Origin of the sequence: Parahaliea aestuarii, assembly GCF_008064635.1 — a bacterium.
GTDB lineage: Bacteria > Pseudomonadota > Gammaproteobacteria > Pseudomonadales > Halieaceae > Parahaliea > Parahaliea aestuarii.
Genome location: NZ_VRYZ01000002.1, coordinates 659,889 through 681,956 on the forward strand (window position 1 = coordinate 659,889; position 22,068 = coordinate 681,956).

Below are 22,068 nucleotides of genomic sequence, written 5' to 3' on the forward strand. Positions count from 1 at the left end.
TCAGAACTCCACAGAAACACGGGTTAGCTGCTCAGCAGCACCGATGAAATAGCCGCTATTCCTGTCACAGGCCTCACTGGCAAACGCTTGCTCCGTAGGGTAGGCGGCATAAACCCGATAAAGCGGATCGCCGCTCGACACCCGATCGCCAAGCTTCACCAGCAGGTCGACGCCCGCTCCCGAAGCCTTGGGCGCACCGGCGAGCCGGGCAATGCGGGCCAGCTGCTGATTGTCGATTCCCACCACCATCCCGGCCTGCGACGCCTTCACCTCAAAACTGAGCGGTGACAGGCAGGGCTTGTCAGGGTCAAAGTGCTTCGCCCCCTGGGCATCAATGATCGCGCGCATCTTTTGCAGTGCGCGGCCCGAATCGAGAATATCCCGGGCAAGACCGTAACCTTCACCCCCGCGCACACCGGCATCGAACTCCAACATGCGGCCCGCAAGGCGCAGTGCCTTTTCCCGCAGGTCGGTGGGCGCCAGCGGGTGATTTTCCAACACCCTCAACACATCGCGCGCCTCCAGCACGGGGCCGATACCATTACCTACCGGTTGCCGGCCATCGGTGATCACCACGTCGATCACCAGTCCCATGCGCCGGGCGACAAATTCAAACAGCCTGCGCAGGCGTTGGGCATCCGGCATCGAGCGGACCTTGGCGGTCGGTCCAATGGGGATATCCAGCAGCAAATGGCTGGAGCCGGCGGAGATTTTCTTCGACAGAATCGACGCGACCATCTGCCCCGGAGAGTCGATCGAGAGCGGTCGCTCCACGGAGATCAATACATCATCCGCGGGAGACAGATCACTGGTACCACCCCAGGCCAGACACCCCCGATGCCGGCGCACGATCTCCATCAGCCGTTCAAAGGGCATTTCCACCGAGGCCAGTACCTCCATGGTATCGGCCGTCCCCGCCGGTGAAGTAATCGCGCGGGATGAGGTTTTCGGACACAACATGTTGTGCGCGGCGACAATCGGCACCACCAGCATTGAGGTGCGGTTCCCGGGAATGCCGCCGACGCAGTGTTTATCTACCACCGGGTACTCGTGCCAGTCCAGGCGCCGCCCCACCCTGCTCATGGCGTCGGTGAGGTAGAACACTTCCTCACGATCCAGCTCGCCCTGGTTACAGGCCACTACAAAGGCGGTCAGTTCAATCTTCGAGTAGCGGTGCGAGGCAATGTCCTCCACGATGCCGGCGAAGTCATCCTGAGCGAGGCGCTCGCCGGCGATCTTGCGATGCAGGGCGGGGATTGAGCGGGGTGGCTCCGCCTGCGATACCGTCACGCCGCAGCCCTCGGCTACGCCCAGTTGCACAAAGGCGTCTTCGGACAAACCCAGCTGCTGGCAACCGACAATGGCACTGTCGTCGACGACGTTGACACTGGCGAGAATACAGCGGCCGTTTGCCCGCACTTCCACTTTGGAAAGCGCCTGGAAACCCTCCGCCCGGTAGATCGCACAGTCGCGATGCAGATAGGCAACGTTTTCGCGATAGGTATCGATACCGACCCGGCGCAAGGCAAGTGGTTGTGGCGCTTCACTTTGTGCAGCGCTATCGCGGCTGCTCTGCTTGCTCATGGAGCTTCTCCCGGTGCCTGTCTACAGGCGATATTGTGCGATAACTCTGGTCACGCGCCAGCGCTCAGCCCTGCAATGAGTGCAGCAAGTCTTTGACGGCATGGTGCAGGTCCCGATTGACATTCAGCATGTTGGTCAACTCGGTGCCGCTGACTACATCGCCCGCCGCCATAGCGCTCACACGCAGGTTAGCCGCTTCGTAATCCCGATCATTGGCTCCCGACAGGTCGGCCACCTCCTCCTCACGGTCTCCACGTCGCCCATCTTCACTGGCCAGTCGAAGGTAGTGGGAGATGGCGGCAGTCATATACCTGCGGTGTTCACGGTAAAGCGACTGCACCTCGTCCAGCTCACTGTGACGCTGGTTCACCAGGTTTTCCCGAATGTCCTTGAGTGTCTTGCTACTGTAACTCAGCGAGCGTGCTTCATGGGTCTGGCGCTGAATTGTACCCGCCTGTTCTGCGTTCAGCGGCTCGGCCTGCAGGTCAAATGAGAACGCCAGTAATTCTGACTCCCACTGCTTGAGCCGTGCATAGCGCTCTTCCACAGTCACCGCCTCGCGGGACACGACCTCCAGTTCCCGTGTCAGTTCTGACCGGATATTCAGCCCTTCTACCGGAATTTTAAAGAAGTGCAGACTGAGAGCCATTGCATTCAGACGCATGCTATGCAGTAACTTGCCGCTGGCGACCAGGGCAGCATCCGGCACGCGAGTGGGTACTGAGCCGAGCTCAACGACTTCACTTGCACGGCGACAAAAACGCCGCCCCAGCCAATGCGACCAGACTTTCAGCCAGGGCAGGAACAGCAGCAAGCCGACAAGATTGAACAGGCTGTGAAATAGCGCCAGCGTGTAAAGCGGATCCGACAGGCCAATGAAGGACTGGATGGCCGGCAAGAGGGGCAGTAGAACCACCAGCGCCAGGACATCCACTATCAGGTTGAACAGCAAGTGCGCCAGGGCCAACTGGCGTTTGACCGCGCTGCCGCCAATGCTGCCGATCAAGGTTGTGCTGGTCGTTCCCAGATCGGCGCCGATAACCAAAGCTGCGGCAGCCCCAATATCCACCAGGCCGCCGTGGAGAGCCGCAAGCGTAAGCATCATGACTGCCGAGCTCGACTGGATCAGCGCGGCCATTGCGATACCGGCGAGGAAATACACCAGCACTACCTGTCCCTGCAACACCTCGAGGTCCCAGCTCGCCGACACGGTCTCCATCGCGCCCTTCATGATATCCAGACCGAGCAGGATCAGCCCGATGCCGAATACCAAACGGCCCGTCGCCGCAACGCGAGAACTGGACACAGGTAGCATGACCAACAGCGCCCCCAGTGCCATCCCCGGCAGGGCCAATGCTTGCAGGGACAACTTGAATCCGATGGTAGCCACCATCCAGCCCGTTATGGTGGTGCCCAGATTGGCACCCAACAGAATCCCCACCGCGTTGTAGAGAGGAAGCACTCCGGCACTGGCGAAGGCCAGTACCAGCAGGCTGACCAGGGAACTGCTCTGCAGTATCGCCGTTACCGCCACACCTACCGCAGCACTGCTGACCGGGGAGGCTGTTGAGCGCGACAACCAGCGCTGGAAAGTACGTCGCCCAAGAGCGCGCACGCCGCCCTCGAGTTCGTGCATGCCGAACAGGAACAGCGCCAGCCCAGTGCCGAGCGCGAGAAGCACGGGGAACATGCAGACAGTCCCTCTGACAGTAATCTCTGGTGTGCCGGGCCTGCAGCACGCAGCCAGCATGTTGCAGTATTGTCGTTGACGCCTATTCTGTCACTGTTCTGGCGCGGCGATACCGGTACACACCCGGGTGAACCAGTATGCGCTGGAGGATCTGGCTGCTGCGCTGGAATACCTGCACCACGGTCGTTTCAGCGGTGCAGCTGTGGTTGTACCCTGAAAGAGGCCCGTCGCCCGACCCTAGAAGTCAATGGTCTCACCAAGGTGCGGAATACGGGCCTTCCATCCAAGCCGGCTGAGCGCCTCGGACAGCGCCTGCTTGGCGTCCTGCTCACCGTGAACAAGGAACAAGCGCGGCTTTACACCTTGGAAATGCCCCAGCCAGTCGATCAGCTGGCTCTGGCTGGCGTGGGCGGAAAACCCTCCCAGGGTATGAATCGCCGCGCGCACGGTAATCCTCTCCCCACCGATAGCGAAATACTCGGCGCCATCCACCAGTGCACGCCCGGGAGTACCAATTGCCTGAAAACCGACAAAGATGACATGGGACCTCTGGCGCCACAGATTGTGCTTCAAGTGGTGGCGAATACGGCCGCCATTACACATGCCGCTGCCGGCGATAATAATTGCGCCGCTGTCCAGTTTATTGAGCGCCATGGATTCCTCGGTGGTCGTCGAGTAGCGCAGTGTCGGCAGAAAAGTGTGCAGGCTTTTCTGACTGGCCCGTAGCGCCGGGGCTGTGGAATCAATGGCCGCCCTGTCGTCGTCGTTATACACACTCTGGTAGCGATGATAGATTTCCGTCACGGCAATGGCCATCGGGCTATCCAGGTAGATCATCTGGTGGCGCAACTTCCCCTGCTGGTACAGCTCTCCGAGGCGAAAAATAATCTCCTGGGTTCTGCCAACGGCAAAAGACGGGATCAGAATATTGCCGCCGTTTTCCGAAGCCGCTTCAATAACCTGCTCAAACTCCAGCAGGGTATCAGCCATCGAGCGGTGCTCCCGATCGCCGTAGGTCGACTCCAGCAGCAGTACATCGGCGCTTTCGACAACTTCCGGATCGCGCAGCAACGCCGCCTGGGAGTTGCCCAGATCGCCGGAAAACACCAGCTTCTTCTCTACCCCGCCCTCGTTGATAAACAACTCCACAATGGCCGACCCGAGAATGTGCCCGGCATCGACAAAACGCACCTCGACGCCATCGGCAATCGTGATGCGCTGGTGATATTTCAACCCCTGGCAAAAGCCCAGGGTTTCTTCCACATCCTCGAGGCGATACAGGGGATCAATCTCTTCCTTTCCCGCGCGACGCCGGCGCTTGTTCTCCCAGGCGACGTCGCGCTCCTGCAGTGAGGCCGCGTCTTTCAGCAGAACCTCAATCAGGTCGCAGGACGGCCGCGTCATATAGATCGGCCCGCTGTAGCCCTCGCCTACCAGCAGCGGCAGGCGGCCGGAGTGGTCGAGGTGGGCGTGTGACAACACCACCGCATCAAGGCGTGACGTATTGAACGGCAGCCCCTGCTGGTTGGCCTCCTCCTCTTCGCGCCGGCCCTGAAAAAGACCACAGTCCAGTAACACTGTGCTTTGGTCCGTCTCGAGCAGGTACATGGAGCCGGTTACACCGGCGACGGCACCGTAGAAAGTCAGTTTAGCCATGGTCTCTCCCCGCGGGTCAGTTCCGTTTTCCAGGATAGCGGGCCTGGTTTGTATCGAAGACAGCGTTCTACAGGAAACGCCGGGCAGCAAACGTACCGATCAGATAGGCCGCTACAATCGTCAGGATGTCGGCATCGACAAAGCTCAGCGAGGTCAGCATTGGCCCCGGGCAATAGCCCGCCAGCCCCCACCCCACACCGAAAATCATACCGCCGATGACAATGCGTGGATCCACCTTTGTCAGGGTCGGCAGTCGGAAGCGATTGTCCAGCAACGGATGCGGCCGTTTCAGAATCAATGGTGTCGCCAGTGCGTTGACCGCCAGGCCACCGCCCATGACCAGTGCGAGCGAAGGGTCCCAGGTACCGAAGATATCGAGGAAGTTCACCACCTTGGCCGGGTCGATCATCTGCGCCACGCACAAGCCGAGACCGAACAGCACCCCCACGAGTAGCGCTGCCAGTGGCTGGGAATAGAACCGCATGGTCATTGCTCTCCCAGTACATGGCGCACCACGAATACCGTGATGGTCGCCGACAGCATGAACGTCACCGTCGCCACCAGCGAACGCGGGCTACGGCGTGCCAGCCCGCAGATGCCATGCCCGCTGGTACAGCCAGAGCCCACGGTGGTGCCCACCCCTACCAGCAAGCCGGCGAGCACCAGCTGCGGCGTATCCACAACCGCAGCAATATGCCCGACGCCAACCCCCAGGCCCAGCCACTGGTAAAGGAAACCGCCCAGCACCAAGCCGAGCACAAACGTGACCCGCCAGCCTACATCACCCCGCTGCGGGTCCAGAATACCGCCGGCAATGCCCGAGATGCCGGCGATGCGGCCATTCAGCGCCAGCAGCAGGGCGGCGGCGAGGCCAATCAACGCCCCACCGAGCAGCGCCGACCAGGGTGTGAAATTGACTATAGTCATACCGACTCCTTGTGCATCAGGCCCCGAATATCTCGCTTTGGAGGTGAACTTCACAATTCAGGCTATTGGAAATGAAGCAGGCGGCTTCCGCCTTCTGCAGCAAGCGTTCAGCCTTCGCGCTGTCCTCTTCCGCGCCCACCGCCAGCCGGGCATCGATGGTCACCCGGGTAAACTTGGTAATACGCTCGACCTTGTCCAGTTCGCCACTGGCTTCAACCTTGAGCTCCGACCATTCGAGATTGTTCATACCGGCGATGGCGCGGAAGGAGAGCACGAAACAGCTCGCCAATGACGCCATCAACAGGTCCTCCGGGGACCACTGCTCACCCGAGCCGCCAAACTGGCGCGGCGGCGCGGCGGCCAGTCCGGGCAAACCTTCCGCGGTGATACGCACGGCATCGTCTGGATCCGCGCTGACTGCAACACTGTAAGTATGTGGAAATTCATCCATGCCGACTGCTCCTTCGTTCAAGTTGCGGGGTGGGGCTACCGTTTCCCGGCGGATGTCGAATCACCTGCCGCCGCCGTTGCGCCCCTGTCACTGAGAATAGCAGTCACCGCCTGGTGTTGGGTCAGCCACACCCGGCCGCTCAGTTGCTCCAGAAACCGGGTCCGTTGCAGGCAGTCCATCACCGGCCCCTTGACCTCTGAGAGATGGAAGCTGATACCGCCATCGGCAAGCTGCTGGCTGATGGATTGCAGGGTCTCCAGTGCACTGAGATCGATTTCGTTGACGGCGCTGCACATGAGTATCACATGCCTTACCGCCGGCCGTTCTGCCAGCAATGCATAGAGCCGGTCTTCAATATAGCTGGCATTGGCGAAGTACAGGCTTTCATCGATACGCAGGGAGAGTATGCTGTCGTGCGTCTCTACCTGGTGGCGACTGATATTGCGGAAATGCCCGGTACCCGGTACCTCCCCCACCACCGCCATATGCGGTCGCGAAGTTTTGAAAAGGTGCAGCGCCAGCGAAGCCAGCACACCACAGGCGACGCCTGCCTCCACACCCAGCAGCAGCGTAGCAAGCAGGGTTGCAACAACAGCCACAAACTCCGATCTTTCGTACTGCCAGGTGCGCTTCAGGATCGACAGATCCACCAGCGACAACACAGCGACGATAATCGTGGCGGCGAGCGTCGCCTGCGGGAGATAGGCAAGGTAGGGCGTAAGCAACAGCGCAGTCACGGCGATTCCCACCGCAGTGAACATCCCAGCTGCCGGGGTTTCAGCCCCGGCATCAAAATTCACCACCGAGCGGGCGAAGCCGCCGGTTACCGGGTAGCCGCCACTGACCGACGCCGCAATGTTGGCGGCACCGAGCCCGATCAACTCCTGGTTTGGAGAAATTTTCTGCCGGCGTTTAGCGGCCAGTGTATGTCCCACCGACACAGACTCGACAAACCCGATAATGGATATAAACAGCGCGGAAAGTGCCAGCTCCCGCCACGCCGGATGCGCGAGGGATGGTATCGTCAGCGCCGGCAAGCCGCTGGGCACCTCCCCCACCAGGGCCACACCGCGCTCACCGAGGCCCAGCGCCCAGGCTGCGACACTGGTCGCCACCACCACCAGCACCGGGCCGGTTCTGGCCAGCAATGCCGCCGCGTGTTCCTGCAATCCAGCGCGGACAAGCAACGGCTGCAGTCCTTTGCGCATCCCGAACAGGAATAACAGCGCCAGCCCCCCTGTCGCCAGCGTTGCGACATTGGTCCCGGCCAGCTGGCCGGCAAGACTGCCCAGTAGCTGCAGCAAGTTGTCGCCGTGGGCGGGGACGCCGAGAATATGCCGGAGCTGGCTGATGGCGATGATCAGTCCCGATGCGGCAATAAAGGCCGTAATTACCGGGTGGGAGAGAAAGTGGGCGAGAAAACCCAATCGCAACACGCCCATCAGCAGCAGGAACAGCCCGGACAGCAACGCCAGCAACAGTGCTGCCTCGATGTAACCCGCACTGCCCGTGTCAGCCACCTGCCCCACCGCTGTCGCGGTCATCAGCGAAACCACCGCTACTGGCCCCACCGACAGACTGCGGCTGCTGCCGAAGATACCGTAGGCCAGTAGCGGCAGCATGCTGGCGTACAGGCCCATTTCCACCGGCAAGCCCGCCAGCAGGGCATAGGCCAGCGACTGGGGAACCAGCATGATGGTGACGATCACCGCGGCCAGCAGGTCACTCACCAGCAGCCTGCGGTTGTAGGCACGCCCCCAGGTCAGTATCGGCAGGTAGTGCGCCAGCCTGGACACCATTGCCACCGCCTACAGGACGTTGAGCGGTAGTTTGAGATACACGGTATCGTTGCTCTCCGGAGCCGGCAGGTGCCCGGCGCGCATGTTGACCTGCAGCGATGGCAGGATCAGGCGAGGCATGCCCAGAGTGGCATCGCGCGCCTCGCGCATAGCGACGAAATCACCCTCGCTGATCCCGGTGTGTACGTGTATGTTTCCGGCCTTCTCTGCACTGACCGTAGTCTCGTACTCCAGCTCGCGGTCGTTGGGCCTGTAGTCGTGGCACATGAACAGGCGGGTTTCGCCTGGCAGTGATAGCAGGCGCTGAATCGAGCGGTAGAGTGTGCGCGCATCGCCACCGGGAAAGTCAGCGCGAGCGGTACCGCCATCGGGCATGAACAGGGTGTCGCCAACAAAGCAGGCATTTCCCATCACATGGCTCATGCACGCCGGAGTATGGCCGGGCGTATAGAGGGCATGGCACACCAGCCCACCCACGGCGTACTGCTCGCCGTCGCGGAACAGGTGGTCGAACTGGGAGCCGTCGCGGGCAAACTCGGTTCCGGCGTTGAAGATCTTGCCGAATGTTTGCTGCACAGTGGCGATGTGCTCGCCGATCCCGATTTTGCCACCCAGCTGCTCCTGGATATAGGGCGCGGCGGACAGGTGGTCGGCGTGCACGTGGGTCTCGATCAGCCAGGCCAGCTGCAGCTCGTGCTGGCGGATATAGTCGATAATCCGGTCCGCGCCCTGCAGGCTGAGTCGCCCGGCCGCATAATCGATCTCCATTACCGAGTCCACCACCGCACAGGCGCTGGAGACCGGGTCCCTGACCACGTAGGAGAAGGTACTGGTGTCTTCGTCGAAGAAAGGAATGACGTCCGGCTTGCAGGCAAGATCCACCGCGAAAGGTATGTCGGGCATGTTCGTGTCCTCGCTGCTCCGAAGCTGGGTACGTCCCAGCGGACTGCGCCTATGAAAGCGCTTTCAATGGCTCAGGAACTGTTATAGCAAGCCTTGCGCCATAGTGGGCAACAAGAAAATAATTTTCCTAACCATCTGTTTTTCATAGATTTATAGCAATGCCGCCAGCGTCTGGATGGGATAGAGACTATTTACAGGGCGGCGTCTCTTGCCATAATTGACAGGGAATATGTCAATTATGGCGCAAACCTGTGAACTCGTCCCCGCTCAACACCGACCTCGATTTCAGCTCCCTGCTCGAAAGCATAGAGCACCCGGCCATCCTGCTCTCGCCGGACTACGACATTCTCGCCAGCAACCTCAGCTACCGGCAGAGCTTCGGCCAGCCCCATCCGGGAGAGCGCTGCTACCAGATCTCACACGGATATGACCGGCCCTGCGACCAGGCAGGTGAAAGTTGCCCGCTTGCGGCCTGCAAAACCTCCCTGGAAAAAGAGCGTGTACTGCACATCCACAACACGCCCCGGGGGAAGGAACATATCGATGTGGAGATGATGCCGCTAAAGGATGCAAACGGCGAAGTCCTCTACTTCGTCGAAATACTCAAGCCCGTGAACATCGCCAGCGCGGAGATCCACCGCGAGCGCATGGTCGGCCGCAGCCCTGCCTTCAACCGGGTAGTGGAACTGATCAACCTCGTCGCACCCCGCGACGCGTCGGTGCTGTTGCTGGGCGAATCCGGCAGCGGCAAGGAGCTGGCGGCCAACGCTATTCACGAGATGAGCCAGCGGGCCGACCGGAATTTTGTCGTTGTGGAATGTGCCGGCCTGACCGAACCCCTGTTTGAAAGTGAACTGTTCGGCCACGTCAAAGGCGCCTTCACCGGTGCCACCCACAACAAACCCGGCCTGCTGGAGGAGGCCCATGGCGGCACCCTCTTCCTCGATGAAATCGGCGATGTGCCGTTGGGGATGCAGGTAAAATTGCTGCGCCTGCTGGAAACAGGCGCCTATCGCGCCGTCGGTAGCACCCAGCTGAAGCGCGCAGATTTCCGTCTGGTTTGCGCCACACACAAGGACCTGTCGCAAATGGTAGAGGTCGGAGAATTCCGCAAAGATCTCTACTACCGACTCAACACTTTCCCCATCACCTTGCCGCCGCTGCGCGAGCGGCCCGACGACATCGCCCTGATCGCCCGCTCGCTGCTGGAAAAGCTCGCGGCCGACAGAACCTACCACCTGACGGACTCCGCCATAAAGCGCCTGCAGGTTGAGCCGTTTCCGGGGAATTCTCGCGAGCTTCGCAACGTGATGGAACGGGCAATCATCTTCGCCCGCTCCAATGTGATCGATGCGCAGGTACTGGAGAACTGTTTCGATGTCCGCGCTACCGTTGCAACGGTAGCGGAAGAAGAATGGCTAGACTTGAGAACCCGCGAGCGGCACTACCTCGAGCAACTAATGACACATTGCAGCGGCGACAAGGAAAAGGCCGCAGCAATCGCGGGTATCAGTGTGCGTTCACTTTACCGAAAACTGGAGACTCACCGGAAATCCACTGTAATGTCAGCCACCAGCCAGGCAACCACGGCAAAGGCTGCCGCATACTGATCCAGCGCGGCTGGCCGTTCGCTGCCAACCATTTCGCCAACCACGTTACCGCTGATGGTGGAGCCTTAAGCACGAAAGAGACGGGGGAGACTATCAGCAAGGAGGGAAGCGGTAAAAGACCCGTCAATCACTTTGGACGGAGTGGCATCGCCCCCTAGAATCACTTAATTCAGAACCTGAAGCTTTTCGACCCCGAGCGTACTGGCGTCCTCGTTCCGAGCTATAACACCTCTGTACCAATAGTTTCTTCGTTGGCCTCTGCCAGAAAAAGTTCATGTCAATTTTCCAGCGGGAGCAAACAACGCTGGTAAAAATCCGGACTGGTGCTACCTTCCACAAGTCTATTTCCAACCGAATATCCGCTCTGTAGAGGAGCGACATGCCGCGAAGGGCGGTACTCGCCTCAGGACGGGTACTCTTCAAAGCAGGTAATGTCGCTGGCATCGCAGGACCAGCTCGCCCTGGAGCCCTGAAAAATCCGTGCCTGGGGCATAAATGCCGGATCCTCGTCGAGCGAGCCAGCGGGAATGAATACCATACCAGCGGCTTCGATGGCCAAAGGCATCCGCGAGCCGCATTCGCCGCAAAACGTGTTCGAGAAGCGCTCTGCCTCTGGCAGTGTGTAGCGTTTGAGGGACGCTTCGCCGCTGTTCCATTGCAGGCTGCCTTGCAGAAACAGGTTGGAGGCATGCCCGGTGCCGGTGGCCTTGCGGCACCGGGAGCAATGGCAATGATAAAAGCGCTCGGGCTCACCAGTGGCGGTGTAGCGGACGGTGCCGCAGAGGCAGCTGCCGGAAAGGGTATTAACGGTGGTCATTTACTTGTCCTATCTATCTCGGGTAAAAACGGGTCTGTGGTCTGCACAGACATTTCGAATATTACTGCTCCAGCCAGCTCCCCGCCTCATCAGCAAGCGTCCACAGCCGTGAATACCAGTAGAACTCACCTTTCCGCCCGGTAGCGGCCGTACAGTTGATCTTGTTGCGGCCAGCGGCAAGGGGCGGCAGGCTCACGGTGAGGTCATTGCTCTGCGAAGCGGTTTCAAGGGTAGCGCCCGTGGAAGAAAAGCAGCTCACAGTTGCCGGCACCAACTCCCCTTCACGCAGCGTCAACCTAAATGAGGCCGGATGAGAGGCGCCCACGTCCAGGAAAAACGGCTGAGCCTCCTCTGTCTGCACCGGCATAGGCCGCGCACGCAGCGACGTTGCCAGACGCTCCAGCTCGTCGTAACCCGTGGCCATGGCAAAACGGGGAATACGCTGGGCGTGTGATGCTACACCGACTGCACCGGACTGCTGGGCCAGGCCGCGCAAGCCCATTTTCTTGAGCAGTTCAAGCGTTGCGGCGCTGTACTCCCCGAAGGGATAGGCGAAGACCTTGATCGGTGCCTGCGGCAACCTGGCTTGCAGGCGCTTCATACTGCCTGCAATCTCCTGTGACACCCGTTTTTCCCAATCGCCTTGCGAGTCGCCAGTGCGGCGCTGCTCAAGGTGAGCGTGCGTCAGGGAATGCGGCCCGACCTCAACCAGCCCGCTCTGCTGCATCTCCGCTATCTGCCCCCAGTCCAGGTAGTGGCCATAGCCTTTATCGACAGCTTCGGTCGCAACAAAAACGGAGAAGGGCATATCGCGCTCGCGCAGCCGCGGAAATGCCTCCTGGTACACCGACACATAGGCATCATCAAAGGTGATGGCGACGGCGTTTTCCTGCGTTTCACCGCGCTCGAAAAGGTCATCCAGCAGCTGTGAAAGGGGGAGCACTTTAAAGCCATTGTCATTCAGCCAGTCGAGGTGACGCTCGAACTGTGCGGGTGTCACCCGGGTGGCTGCTGGCCCCTCCCCGGTGATGCGGTGGTAGAGCAGAATAACGCCGTGATCCGCCGCCAGCGCCGCATACGTCTGCGCCCACAGCAACAGGCAAACCAGCACCGGGCGAATCACGCTTCGTCCACCCGTTCGAGCAGGGAGCGGTTGCGGCGCAGCATGCCCAGTAGCTGGTTTAGGTACTCGTCACCGCGCTCGGAATAACTCACCAGGCCGCTCACCAGCGGTTCTCCCTGGATTGCCATGCCCTGCTCGCGCTGCTGCTCGCGGATTACCCGAAAACCGCGATAACGCTCATGTGTATTGAGGTTGTTCATATAACGGCGGATTGCCTCGGAGATACTGGGCAACTTGAGCACCTCGAAACGCGCTGACTCGCGTCCCTTCGGAGCCAGGCCACAGCCCGGTTCATAACAGCGCTGCCCGAACAGGTTGTTGGCTTCGAGTGCAAAGCGGGATCGCCCCCAACCCGACTCCACCGCCGCCTGGGCCAAGGCGAGGTCGGCCGGTATCACATCGACCCGACGCTGCAGGGTGACGAGTACCTCTTCGAGACGGCGGTCGTCGTATTCCACTTCGTACTCCTCACTCAGGCCCCTCAGCCAGCGCCTGGCCGACCAGCCGGGCTCTGCACCTTCGCCGGCAATGTCCAGCAGACGCTCCCTGTCCTGCCTGATCCGGGCGTTGTGGTAGCGCACAATCGGCAGCAGGTAATCATAGAAGGCCTGCTTTCTGGCGCCGACGTCTTCGATAGCGGTGAGATCAGGCATGGCGGGGAACCGGGGCTCACGCACCACGACAAGCAGTGCGAGCAGAATCAGCAGCAGAGCCAGCCAGGTGCAGAGAATGTGCTTTCGCGTCATCGGGTAGTTTCCATTAGGGCCTGGGGTGGTTCAACAGCACTCAATCAGAGCCGGACTACTTTAGTGTAGCGCTCAAGGCATTGAAGAACTCGTACTCGTCGACAGTATCCTTGCCCACCGGTTTCGGCTGGGAGCTCCACATGGCAACCACCACCTGGCGCTGGGGATCGACAAAGATAAACTGGCCGAAGATGCCGATGGCGGCGTAGGATCCACGATCCAGTGGCCACCACATATAGCCGTAGGGCTCGGCTTTTCCCTCCAGGGGATGGTCCCGCGTGGCTTCCTCCACCCAGCCGGGGGGTAGTACCGCCTTGCCCTTCACCTTGCCGCCACCGAGCATGAACTGCCCGAAGCGGGCGTAGTCCCGCAGGGTGGCCGACAGGCCACTGCCACCAATTTCCAGCCCGTTCGGGGAATCCAGCCACCAGGTGGCGTCGGCCTCCATACCGTAGGGCTGCCAGACCTTCTCCGACAGGTAGTCGGCTACCGGCTTTCCGGTGGCGGCGGCCACCAGGGCACCAACCACTTGGGTTTCTCCGGTACTGTAATTCCAGCGTGTACCGGGCTGCGCTGCGCGATCCAGGCTTGCCATCAGTTCGAGGATGCCGCCGGGCTTCTGCGCAATCTGCGCCTCGAGCATGGCGCGGCGATCGGAAGCCGGATCGGTGTAGGTCTCGTTCCAGGCGACGCCGGAGGCCATCAGCAGCAGGTCGCGAACGGTCACCCCGTCGTAGGCGCTGCCCCTGAAGTCGGGCAGGTAGCGGGTCAGGGGGTCTTCGAGGCTTTCGATATGGCCGTCCGCGATAGCCGCACCGACCAGGGTGGCGGTAACAGATTTTACGACCGACATCGACATCCAGCGTGTTCTCTCGCTATTGCCCAGCAGGTATTTCTCGAAGGCGACCTCGCCATCCTTCAGTACTAGAATGCCGCTTACCCGGTTCAGCGACAGGAAATCGTAGAGGTCATAGGATTTGCCACGGGACTGAAAGCTGAAATTCTCCAGTGGCTCTGCAGCCGCCGGGAGCGGGGAAGCGGTTTTACCCGCCGCCACGATTCGGGTAGGGAACAAGCGATCGATATTGCGGAACGTGTTGGTCTGGATGTCCGGGTACAGAGTGCCGCTGTAGACGTCCCGTACGCTACCGATGGGCTCGTCGGCGTGGAGATAGCTCTGGGCTGCACCGAGTGCGCTGCTGGCCAGCATCAGGATGGAACCGGCAGTAAGGGTGAACATCCGCAGCCTGTCTATCATGGTGAGGTCCTCTACGGTCGAAACGGACAAGCTATCGCAGATTGCGCCGGCCGTCATTCCTAGTCAAAAAATATTCCACCCGGACTTCAAACCGCCTCAGCGACTACCCAGAAACGGCCCCTCGCGCCGGTACTGTGGCACCTCGACCTCTTCGAGAATAAAGCGCGCCAGTTCCCCGGCGCGCAGATGGAAATCGGTGGGCGTGGTGAGTGAGATGCGCGGCTCCCGCTGGTAGTCTTCTGCGGCGATCAGCGGGCAGCGCACCAGGGTCCAGTCGATCCCGCTTGCGGCCAACACGTCGTACTCTGCCTGCTTGTCCCTCAGGATAGAGGGATAGCGCAGCCGGGCCAATTGGCGAACCCACCACCCGGTGAAGCTGCGCTGATCTCCCGGCACCACGACTGCGCCGCCAGAGACCACAATGTAACGCTGGATACCCAGGCTTTTCATGGCGGCAACCACATTCCCGCTAACGGCGGTGCTCAGCATCTGCTCGCTGCCGGTGGGACCGATGGCTGTGACGACAATATCGGCACCTCGCAACAGGCGCTCTATCACCGCCGGCTCCCGGGCATCTCCCTGGACAACCGTCACCCGGTCTCCCAGGTAGTCCAGACGCCCCGGTGAGCGTGACAGTACCCGCAGGGGGTAGCCGGCAGCCAGCGCTTCACGCAGCAGATAGCCCCCCACCATGCCGGTGCCGCCCAGCAGGGCGATGGTGGTATCGCGGGTGACGGGCGCTCTGTCGGCGGTGATTTCTGCGGGCGCAAGACGGTCCTGCGGGCCGGCGCAAGCGACCAGCAACAAAATCAACAACACCAATGCGGATCGACAGACCATCTGAACGGCACTCGTTTAACCTGGTTCAGGTTAGCAGCAGTGAGCCAATAAGCGAGCAGCCAGAGCACAGGCACAGGCACAGTTTCACTTGCCAAAACATTCGGGGTCCTCTAGCCTGCCATTATATAACCATATTCACGTTTTTTTAGTTGCATTGATGCCGATCGACGTCCCGACCCGACATCAATTGCGCGAAAAAGCAGCCCGACCCGTTTAGCCACCAGGTAGCAGCAGCGAGAACCATGAACGCCGAAAAGTTTTCCCAGGCTCACCCCATTGCCAACAGCCTGTGGCGCGCAACGGCTCCGTCCGAGCCCGCCAGCGAGCCCTTTGAAGACGGTGCCCGCAAAGACGTACTGATCATTGGCGCGGGCATAACCGGAGCCGTTGCCGCATTGCGCCTGCAAGCCGCCGGGGCGAAGGTGGCTGTTCTCGATGCCGGTGAGCCCGGTAGCGGTGCCAGCGGACGCAGCGGCGGCTTTATTGTTCCGAGCTTTTCCGCGGTCCGTCCGGCGCAGCTCTACAAGGGCACTGGAGACGGGGCAGACCGGCTGTTGGCAGAGATTGCCGGCTCCGGAGACCTGCTCTTTCAACTGGTTGCCGAGTACGGGATCGATTGCGGGGGTGCCCAGGGGGGCTGGTACCAGCCGGCACACTCAGCAGAAGCGCTCTCCTCCTGCCAGGCCGACCAGGAAGTCTGGCGCGCTGTCGGCGGCAGCATGGAGGTACTCGACGCGCAGGAAACCGCCAGACGAACCGGCTTGACCGGTTACCACGGCAGCCTGTTCGCGCCCAGTGGCGGCGCGGTACACCCGATCAAACTGATTTACGGCGCCCTGACGGCCGCACAGGCGCGCGGGGCGACACTGCACACCCGCTGTCGCGCCAACAGTCTTCGGCGCGAACAGGATCTGTGGTGGGCCGATACCCCCCAGGGACGGATTGCGGGCTCCCGGCTACTGGTGTGCACCAATGCCCGATCCGCCATTCCCGGCGCGAACATCGAGAGCAGCATTGTCCCATTGCGGGTCTGCCAGATCGCCACCACTCCGCTGTCTCCCGAGGAAAGGCTCGGACTGATCGGCTTTGGCCAGAGCCTGGCGGATACACGCCGCAACCTCTTCACCTACCGCTTCGACGAAGCCGGCCGCCTGATTACCGGCGCCATGCCTCTGCGCGCGGCCGGCAACACCGCCGCACTCGGGCGCTCCATGGTGGCGAGGCTTGCCAGCGCGCTGCAACTCAAGCGGGTACCGGAAGTTGACTACCTGTGGTTTGGGCAGGGCTCCGTTACGCGCGACCGTCTGCCCGCCCTCTATGACCTTGGCCCCGACGCCTGGGCCCTGACCGCCTGTAACGGTCGCGGTCTGGCCGCCTCTACCATGCTGGCGACGCGGACCGCGGAAATGCTGTTGCACGATGACCCGAAGCGACTTCCGATTCCGGCCGTGCGCCCCGAGCCGACCCACCTGCGCGCCATGCAGGTGATCGGCGCACGGATGTACTCACTGTACGGCCGAGCCTGCGACCGGCTCGGGCTGTAGGCACAACCAGGCACCGGCAGCCATGCGCTGAGCTCACAATCATTCTGCAAAAAAGGACAGCCCATGAACATAATTGACGATATCGTGCTGCCGGGGTCGCTGTGGTGCATCATGTTCTCGATGGGGCTCAGCCTCACCCTGGGCGATTTCAGGCGGATATTCGAGAATCGCCGCGCCCTGGTGCTGGGGGTACTGGGCATGCTGGTCATCCCGCCGCTGGTGGGCTTTTTCTTCGTGACGACCTTCTCACCCTCACCGGCGCTGGCCGTTGGCCTGATGCTGCTGGCGACCTGCCCCGGCGGCATGTTATCCAACCTGATGACGGACCTGTCCAAGGGCGACCTGGCGCTGTCCCTCTCGCTCAGCGTGGCTGTCAGCGCCATCTATATCTTCATTGTGCCGATCTATGCCTATTTCATCCTTCACTACTTCATGGATATCGAACAGGCCGTGGATATTCCGCTGGGCGCGTTTATCTGGAAGATCTTCAGCATCACCCTGGTACCCACCAGCATCGGGCTGGCCGTACGCCACTACAACAAGCGTCTGGCCGAATCCGTCAGGGGCTATCTCAAGACCATCGCCGTTGTGGTTCTGACCGGGGCCTTCATCATCATCCTGATGGACCAGGTAGCGATACTGCGTGACAACTTCTGGACCCTGTTCTGGATCGTGCTGGGGATGAACCTGACTATACTGGTGCTCGCCTTCGGGCTGACCCGCGTGTCCCGCCTCAATCAGAGTGAAACCTCTGCCATCTGTATCGAGCACCTGATTCGCCAGGAAGGGACGGCCCTGTTCATTGCGGTCGCGATTGTAGGCAACCGCGAAATGTCCCTGCCAATGATAATGAACACCCCCATCGGACTGGTCGTTTGCATCATTCTGGTGGTCCTGCTGCGCAAGTACATGACCGGGCCGGCCGCCGCTACCAGCGGGAAAGCGGCAACATCCTGATAATCGCCCGCCACTACAGACTAGCTCCACGAGGAAAACGCCATGCAATGGTCATCGCGACGAATGAAAACACAAGCCAGCAAAGGCTTTGGAATGTACGAAGTGGCCGCGCGCCTGCAGTCGCAGGGTGCCGACATCATCCATCTCGAAATTGGCAGGCCCTCGGTCGATACCCCTGCGCATATCAAGGAAGCCACCAAACAAGCCCTTGATGACGGAATTGTGCACTACGGTGAGCTGAACGGGCTCGGCGAACTGCGCGCCGCCCTGGCCGAGCGCTACACCCGCCACTACGGCGCCGCCTGCGATGCGGACGAAGTCCTGATCACCAACGGTGTGACCCAGGCGACCTTTGCCGTGTTCATGGCAGCACTGGATGAGGGCGACGAAGTTATCGTACTCGAGCCTTTCTACCCCCAGCACAACTCCAAAATCGAGTTTGCGGGCGGCAAGGTGGTGCCCGTACCCATGAGCGCTGTCAATGGACGCTACGCTCCCGACCCCGAGCGAATTGCCAGCGCAATCACGCCGCGCACAAAAATGATCGTGCTGATCAACCCGGCAAACCCCTGCGGCACGGTGATGACCCGGGAAGAATTGCTGTCGGTGGCAAAGATCGCGGAACAGCACGATTTAACGGTACTGTCGGATGAGGTATATGAGTTCAACACCTTCGACGGGCGCAAGCACATCAACTTTGCATCACTCCCCGGCATGCGCGAGCGCACGATCACGGTGAGCGCCTTCACCAAGGCCTACGCAATGGACGGCTGGCGCATCGGTTACGCCGTCGGGCCCCGCCATCTGATTGCCGACCTGCAACGCGTCACGATGAACTGCACCACGCATACCAACATCTTCGTCCAGTACGGCGCTCTTGAAGCCGTCAGGGGATCGCAGGATTGCCTGCAGGAATTTCTCGCCAAAGACCAGGCGCGCAGGGACATTGTCGTATCGCGCCTCAACACCATACCCGGCATCACCTGCCCTGCCCCGGAAGGCACGATCTACGCTTTCCCTGATATCAGCGCCCTGGGGCACAGCGGCGATGTGCTCGCCCACTACCTGCTGGAAAATGCCCACGTGGCAGTGGAATCTGGAAATTTCTACGGCAGCAACGGTGGGCAGCATCTGCGGATATGCTTTGGATCGGAGCCCATTGAGCGCGTCGAGGAAGCCATGGAGCGTATTGAACAGGCGCTAAAAGGAGGCCTTACCCTGTGAGCAAGCATCGGATATTTTCAAAGTCTGCTATCGAGGAAAAAGCCCGCTACGCGCGCGCGGTTATCTGTGACAACTGGGTCATCGTTTCAGGCACCATGGGGCAGGACCCCGCCACCGGGGAAATGCCCGCCGACTTCAGAGCCCAGGCCGAAAACAGCTTTGCCGTGATCGAAGCCGCCCTCGAAGAGGCCGGCAGCTCGTTGAATGATGTGGTCAGATGCGGGGTTTTCCTGTCGAGTCGCGAGAACGTCGGTAGCCTCGTCGACATTCTCGCTGAGAAATTCGACACGATCAGACCGGCCAATACGACGGTCATCTGCGAGTTTCCGGCGCCAGATGCATTGATTGAAATCGAAGTGACCGCCTATCGACCATCCTGACTCCTGATCACCAGAGCTTGCCGGAGATGCTCAAGAGCGTCTCCGGCGCGACTGGGAGGAACTACAAACAACCACCCGCCGAAACGCTGCAGAGAATTTCCGGGATTCTGGTATCCGACGCAGAGCGTAGTATCAATCACGTTCCTGCCGCCAGCCTGTGAAAGATACCGCTCGGCTCACACCCGGCGGATGCCGTCCTTTTCCAGTTGAATCCGGCGCTGCTTGTATAGGGCGCCCAAGGCCTGTTTGAACACCTTCTTACTAACGCCAAACGCGGCGTAAATCTCCGGCGGCGGGCTCTTGTCTGTCAGGGCGAGAAAGCCGTCATTGGCATCCAGCGCTTCCAGGATCGCGGTGCTGATGCCGTTCATCTTGTCCTCGCTGAAGCCCGGTTGAGTCAGCGACAGGTCCACTTTACCGTCTTCGCGAATCTGCCGGACATAGCCGTCGATCACCTGGCCCTTCCTCACCCGGCGATACAGTTCATTCCCGTAGAGTAGCCCCCAGCACCTGTGGTTGATCACCGCCTTGAAACCCAGTTCGGTTTTGTCGGCAATGATCAGGCTGACCTTCTGTCCGCGCCTGAGCCCGCTGGCATCGTCCCTGATCCAGTGGTCGAGCCGCGTGGAACCCGCCAGGCGTCCCTGCTTGTCCTGGTAAACACGCACCAGGGTGTGGCGGCCCTTGCTGAGCTTATACTGCTGCTCGGCATAGGGGATGAACAGGTCCTTGGGAATACCCCAGTCCGCGAAGGCACCGAGCCGATTGACATCCACGACCTCCAGCCAGGCGACCTCGCCGACAGCGGCCGCTGCGCGCTGCGTGGTCGGCACTGGATCACCCTCGGCGTCGAGGTATACAAAGACTTCCACCGCAGCGCCCGGTTCGAGGCCCGACGGTAGCTGTAGGAGGGGGAGCAACAATCGTCCCCACTGGCCGCCGTCCAGAATGGCTCCGTGCGCGCCGACCTCCAGTACGGTGAGTGAATTGACTTGGCCGATTGTGAGCATCAGGACTGCCTGCAGGGGTTGGCCCGCAATAGTAGGGCATTGGGCGGCATTCTACAGGTATTGCGGCCAGCTTTTACTTGGGCACCGATATGGTTAGGCTGGCTCCTGTTTAGCCACCGCTGGAGTAGTCCATGTCCTGTTTCCGTTTTGCAGTCCGTCGCGATGATCTTGAACAGTACCGGGTTGAGGAACTGCCTGCACCGGAATCCCTGGCATTAAAAGCCGGTGAAGCCGTCATCAGAGTGGATCACTACGCGTTCACCGCCAACAATATCACCTACGGTGTCGTCGGTGAGATGATCGGCTACTGGCAGTTCTTCCCTGCGCAGGACGGCTGGGGGATCATCCCGGTATGGGGTGTGGGCACCGTATTGCAGGCGGGAGACAGCGGGCTGGAAACGGGACAGCGCTACTACGGCTACTTCCCCATGGCGAGTTTTCTGGTAGTCGAGCCCGGTGATGTGAGCTCGCGCGGCTTTACTGACACCGCAGCCCACCGGGCGGATCTGCCGGTGGTATACAACCAGTACGCCCTGATGACGGCGGACAACGGCTTTCCCCCCGGCTATGACGATCATCAGATGGTCTACCGCCCGCTGTTTACCACCGCCTTTGTGATCGACGATTACCTGCGGGATAACGACCTGTTCGGCGCCGAAGAAATCCTGCTGGGCAGCGCATCAAGTAAAACCGCACTGTGTACTGCCTACATGCTGCGCCGCGGCGGCGATTTCCGGGTGATCGGCCTTACCTCGGCAGGCAACAAGGGCTTTGTTGAGGGTACCGGTGCCTACGATCAGGTCCTCACCTACGACGAGGTTATGGGCCTCGACGCGGGGCGGCGGGCGGCCTTTGTCGATATGTCCGGCAGCGGCACTTTACTGGCGGCTATTCACAATCACTACGGCGACAGCCTGGTATGCAGTTGCAGCGTGGGCGTAACCCATTACGACGACTGGGGCAGTCAGGATACCAGTGCCTTGCCGGGCGCCCGTCCGGCAATGTTTTTCGCGCCGGACCAGATCGCCAAACGCAACGCGGAGTGGGGACCGGCGGTGTTCCAGCAGCGATTGGATGAGGCCTGGCAGTCCTTTCTGGCAGTAATCGACGACTGGATAGCGATTGACCATCCCCAGGGTCTCGAGGGCGTTACCCGGTGCTACAACACCGTGCGACAGGGCGCCTCGCCTGAGCGGGCCTTCGTGGTGACGCTGTAAGTGCCGGTAGTGGCAATGGTATTAGACTGAAGATGGCAATGGGGAAATCCAGGCCTTGTGCCACCAGCGCTCGATTGAAGAATCACTGTGATTGACGGGGTGTTCAACGAATAAAGAACTACGCCTCGTCTCGAAACGTTGGAGTCTGAGTGTGCGGCAGGTTACCGCGAGGGATGGATCAGAACAGCCTTAGGGCTGCTCTGCCTGAATCGCCACCAGTTTGCTAGACACCTTTCAGCCATACACAATGGCTACCAGAGAGGTGCATATGAGCAGCAAGCGTTATCCCGAAGAATTCAAAGTCGAAGCAGTTCGGCAGGTCACTGACCGGG

20 protein-coding genes are annotated in these 22,068 nt (G+C 60.6%); 6 read left to right on the top strand and 14 right to left on the bottom strand.

The annotated features are described in order from the left end of the window. From FVW59_RS07100 to FVW59_RS07135, 8 genes are all read right to left on the bottom strand, one after another. The gene (locus FVW59_RS07100; RefSeq protein WP_148063517.1) at positions 1–1,584 is read right to left on the bottom strand and encodes a thymidine phosphorylase family protein; all 1,584 of its coding nucleotides are present in this window, start codon (positions 1,582–1,584) and stop codon (positions 1–3) included. A 64-nt stretch (positions 1,585–1,648) separates the two neighbouring features. Continuing rightward, on the bottom strand, positions 1,649–3,334 hold the full coding sequence (locus FVW59_RS07105; protein WP_148063518.1) for a Na/Pi cotransporter family protein: 1,686 nt from the start codon (positions 3,332–3,334) through the stop codon (positions 1,649–1,651). A 177-nt stretch (positions 3,335–3,511) separates the two neighbouring features. Further along, the gene (locus FVW59_RS07110; RefSeq protein ID WP_148063519.1) at positions 3,512–4,930 is read right to left on the bottom strand and encodes an MBL fold metallo-hydrolase RNA specificity domain-containing protein; all 1,419 of its coding nucleotides are present in this window, start codon (positions 4,928–4,930) and stop codon (positions 3,512–3,514) included. 67 nt (positions 4,931–4,997) lie between these two features. Continuing rightward, positions 4,998–5,414 (bottom strand): DUF6691 family protein, encoded by a 417-nt coding sequence (locus tag FVW59_RS07115; protein ID WP_148063520.1) that lies wholly within the window; start codon positions 5,412–5,414, stop codon positions 4,998–5,000. A 2-nt stretch (positions 5,415–5,416) separates the two neighbouring features. After that, a complete protein-coding gene (locus FVW59_RS07120) occupies positions 5,417–5,857 on the bottom strand; it encodes a YeeE/YedE family protein (protein WP_148063521.1) in 441 nt (146 codons plus the stop codon). A gap of 16 nt (positions 5,858–5,873) precedes the next feature. Continuing rightward, on the bottom strand, positions 5,874–6,308 hold the full coding sequence (locus FVW59_RS07125) for an OsmC family protein (protein WP_148063522.1): 435 nt from the start codon (positions 6,306–6,308) through the stop codon (positions 5,874–5,876). Between the two features lie 35 nt (positions 6,309–6,343). Continuing rightward, entirely contained in the window at positions 6,344–8,107 is a 1,764-nt protein-coding gene (locus FVW59_RS07130; protein WP_148063523.1) for a SulP family inorganic anion transporter, read from the bottom strand. A 9-nt stretch (positions 8,108–8,116) separates the two neighbouring features. Next, entirely contained in the window at positions 8,117–9,010 is an 894-nt protein-coding gene (locus tag FVW59_RS07135; RefSeq protein ID WP_148063524.1) for an MBL fold metallo-hydrolase, read from the bottom strand. A 251-nt stretch (positions 9,011–9,261) separates the two neighbouring features. Between FVW59_RS07135 and FVW59_RS07140 the strand changes: the two genes are divergently transcribed. Further along, on the top strand, positions 9,262–10,620 hold the full coding sequence (locus tag FVW59_RS07140) for a sigma-54 interaction domain-containing protein (RefSeq protein WP_148063525.1): 1,359 nt from the start codon (positions 9,262–9,264) through the stop codon (positions 10,618–10,620). Positions 10,621–11,023: 403 nt separating this feature from the next. Here FVW59_RS07140 and FVW59_RS07145 read toward each other — a convergent pair whose 3' ends face one another. The 5 genes from FVW59_RS07145 to FVW59_RS07165 form a co-directional block, all read right to left on the bottom strand. After that, positions 11,024–11,437 carry a GFA family protein gene (locus FVW59_RS07145; protein ID WP_148063526.1) on the bottom strand — a complete coding sequence of 138 codons (414 nt, stop codon included), beginning with the start codon at positions 11,435–11,437 and terminating at the stop codon, positions 11,024–11,026. A 61-nt stretch (positions 11,438–11,498) separates the two neighbouring features. Then, positions 11,499–12,560 (bottom strand): polysaccharide deacetylase family protein, encoded by a 1,062-nt coding sequence (locus FVW59_RS07150; protein ID WP_148063527.1) that lies wholly within the window; start codon positions 12,558–12,560, stop codon positions 11,499–11,501. Beyond that, positions 12,557–13,306, bottom strand: coding sequence for a glucosaminidase domain-containing protein (locus FVW59_RS07155; RefSeq protein WP_148063528.1), 750 nt, complete (start codon positions 13,304–13,306; stop codon positions 12,557–12,559). The genes FVW59_RS07150 and FVW59_RS07155 overlap by 4 nt, the downstream gene beginning before the upstream one ends. Positions 13,307–13,361: 55 nt before the next feature. After that, a complete protein-coding gene (locus FVW59_RS07160) occupies positions 13,362–14,564 on the bottom strand; it encodes a serine hydrolase domain-containing protein (protein WP_246139661.1) in 1,203 nt (400 codons plus the stop codon). A 96-nt stretch (positions 14,565–14,660) separates the two neighbouring features. Beyond that, positions 14,661–15,404, bottom strand: a complete 744-nt coding sequence (locus FVW59_RS07165; RefSeq protein ID WP_148063529.1) for an NAD(P)-dependent oxidoreductase — start codon at positions 15,402–15,404, stop codon at positions 14,661–14,663. A gap of 242 nt (positions 15,405–15,646) precedes the next feature. Here FVW59_RS07165 and FVW59_RS07170 point away from each other — a divergent pair, with 242 nt between their 5' ends. The 4 genes from FVW59_RS07170 to FVW59_RS07185 all read left to right on the top strand — a co-directional run bounded on the left by FVW59_RS07170 (position 15,647) and on the right by FVW59_RS07185 (position 19,509). Next, positions 15,647–16,948: an NAD(P)/FAD-dependent oxidoreductase gene (locus tag FVW59_RS07170; RefSeq protein ID WP_148063530.1), complete on the top strand. Its 1,302-nt coding sequence runs from the start codon at positions 15,647–15,649 to the stop codon at positions 16,946–16,948. A 63-nt stretch (positions 16,949–17,011) separates the two neighbouring features. Continuing rightward, entirely contained in the window at positions 17,012–17,905 is an 894-nt protein-coding gene (locus FVW59_RS07175; protein WP_148063531.1) for a bile acid:sodium symporter family protein, read from the top strand. A gap of 63 nt (positions 17,906–17,968) precedes the next feature. Further along, positions 17,969–19,129 (top strand): pyridoxal phosphate-dependent aminotransferase, encoded by a 1,161-nt coding sequence (locus FVW59_RS07180; RefSeq protein ID WP_246139662.1) that lies wholly within the window; start codon positions 17,969–17,971, stop codon positions 19,127–19,129. Then, positions 19,126–19,509: a Rid family hydrolase gene (locus FVW59_RS07185; RefSeq protein WP_148063533.1), complete on the top strand. Its 384-nt coding sequence runs from the start codon at positions 19,126–19,128 to the stop codon at positions 19,507–19,509. The genes FVW59_RS07180 and FVW59_RS07185 overlap by 4 nt, the downstream gene beginning before the upstream one ends. A gap of 176 nt (positions 19,510–19,685) precedes the next feature. Here the strand turns inward: FVW59_RS07185 and FVW59_RS07190 are convergent, their stop codons facing one another. Then, positions 19,686–20,519 (bottom strand): CvfB family protein, encoded by an 834-nt coding sequence (locus FVW59_RS07190; protein WP_148063534.1) that lies wholly within the window; start codon positions 20,517–20,519, stop codon positions 19,686–19,688. Between the two features lie 131 nt (positions 20,520–20,650). Here FVW59_RS07190 and FVW59_RS07195 point away from each other — a divergent pair, with 131 nt between their 5' ends. Further along, a complete protein-coding gene (locus tag FVW59_RS07195; RefSeq protein WP_148063535.1) occupies positions 20,651–21,736 on the top strand; it encodes a DUF2855 family protein in 1,086 nt (361 codons plus the stop codon). Positions 21,737–22,068: the final 332 nt, after the last annotated feature.

Excerpts from the sequence above, each read along its gene's own strand:
- FVW59_RS07100 (WP_148063517.1), bottom strand. The coding sequence starts at position 1,584 with ATGAGCAAGCAGAGCAGCCGCGATAGCGCTGCACAAAGTGAAGCGCCA.
- FVW59_RS07105 (WP_148063518.1), bottom strand. The coding sequence starts at position 3,334 with ATGCTGGCTGCGTGCTGCAGGCCCGGCACACCAGAGATTACTGTCAGA.
- FVW59_RS07110 (WP_148063519.1), bottom strand. The coding sequence starts at position 4,930 with ATGGCTAAACTGACTTTCTACGGTGCCGTCGCCGGTGTAACCGGCTCC.
- FVW59_RS07115 (WP_148063520.1), bottom strand. The coding sequence starts at position 5,414 with ATGCGGTTCTATTCCCAGCCACTGGCAGCGCTACTCGTGGGGGTGCTG.
- FVW59_RS07120 (WP_148063521.1), bottom strand. The coding sequence starts at position 5,857 with ATGACTATAGTCAATTTCACACCCTGGTCGGCGCTGCTCGGTGGGGCG.
- FVW59_RS07125 (WP_148063522.1), bottom strand. The coding sequence starts at position 6,308 with ATGGATGAATTTCCACATACTTACAGTGTTGCAGTCAGCGCGGATCCA.
- FVW59_RS07130 (WP_148063523.1), bottom strand. The coding sequence starts at position 8,107 with ATGGTGTCCAGGCTGGCGCACTACCTGCCGATACTGACCTGGGGGCGT.
- FVW59_RS07135 (WP_148063524.1), bottom strand. The coding sequence starts at position 9,010 with ATGCCCGACATACCTTTCGCGGTGGATCTTGCCTGCAAGCCGGACGTC.
- FVW59_RS07145 (WP_148063526.1), bottom strand. The coding sequence starts at position 11,437 with ATGACCACCGTTAATACCCTTTCCGGCAGCTGCCTCTGCGGCACCGTC.
- FVW59_RS07155 (WP_148063528.1), bottom strand. The coding sequence starts at position 13,306 with ATGACGCGAAAGCACATTCTCTGCACCTGGCTGGCTCTGCTGCTGATT.
- FVW59_RS07160 (WP_246139661.1), bottom strand. The coding sequence starts at position 14,564 with ATGATAGACAGGCTGCGGATGTTCACCCTTACTGCCGGTTCCATCCTG.
- FVW59_RS07165 (WP_148063529.1), bottom strand. The coding sequence starts at position 15,404 with ATGGTCTGTCGATCCGCATTGGTGTTGTTGATTTTGTTGCTGGTCGCT.
- FVW59_RS07170 (WP_148063530.1), top strand. The coding sequence starts at position 15,647 with ATGAACGCCGAAAAGTTTTCCCAGGCTCACCCCATTGCCAACAGCCTG.
- FVW59_RS07175 (WP_148063531.1), top strand. The coding sequence starts at position 17,012 with ATGAACATAATTGACGATATCGTGCTGCCGGGGTCGCTGTGGTGCATC.
- FVW59_RS07180 (WP_246139662.1), top strand. The coding sequence starts at position 17,969 with ATGAAAACACAAGCCAGCAAAGGCTTTGGAATGTACGAAGTGGCCGCG.
- FVW59_RS07190 (WP_148063534.1), bottom strand. The coding sequence starts at position 20,519 with ATGCTCACAATCGGCCAAGTCAATTCACTCACCGTACTGGAGGTCGGC.
- FVW59_RS07195 (WP_148063535.1), top strand. The coding sequence starts at position 20,651 with ATGTCCTGTTTCCGTTTTGCAGTCCGTCGCGATGATCTTGAACAGTAC.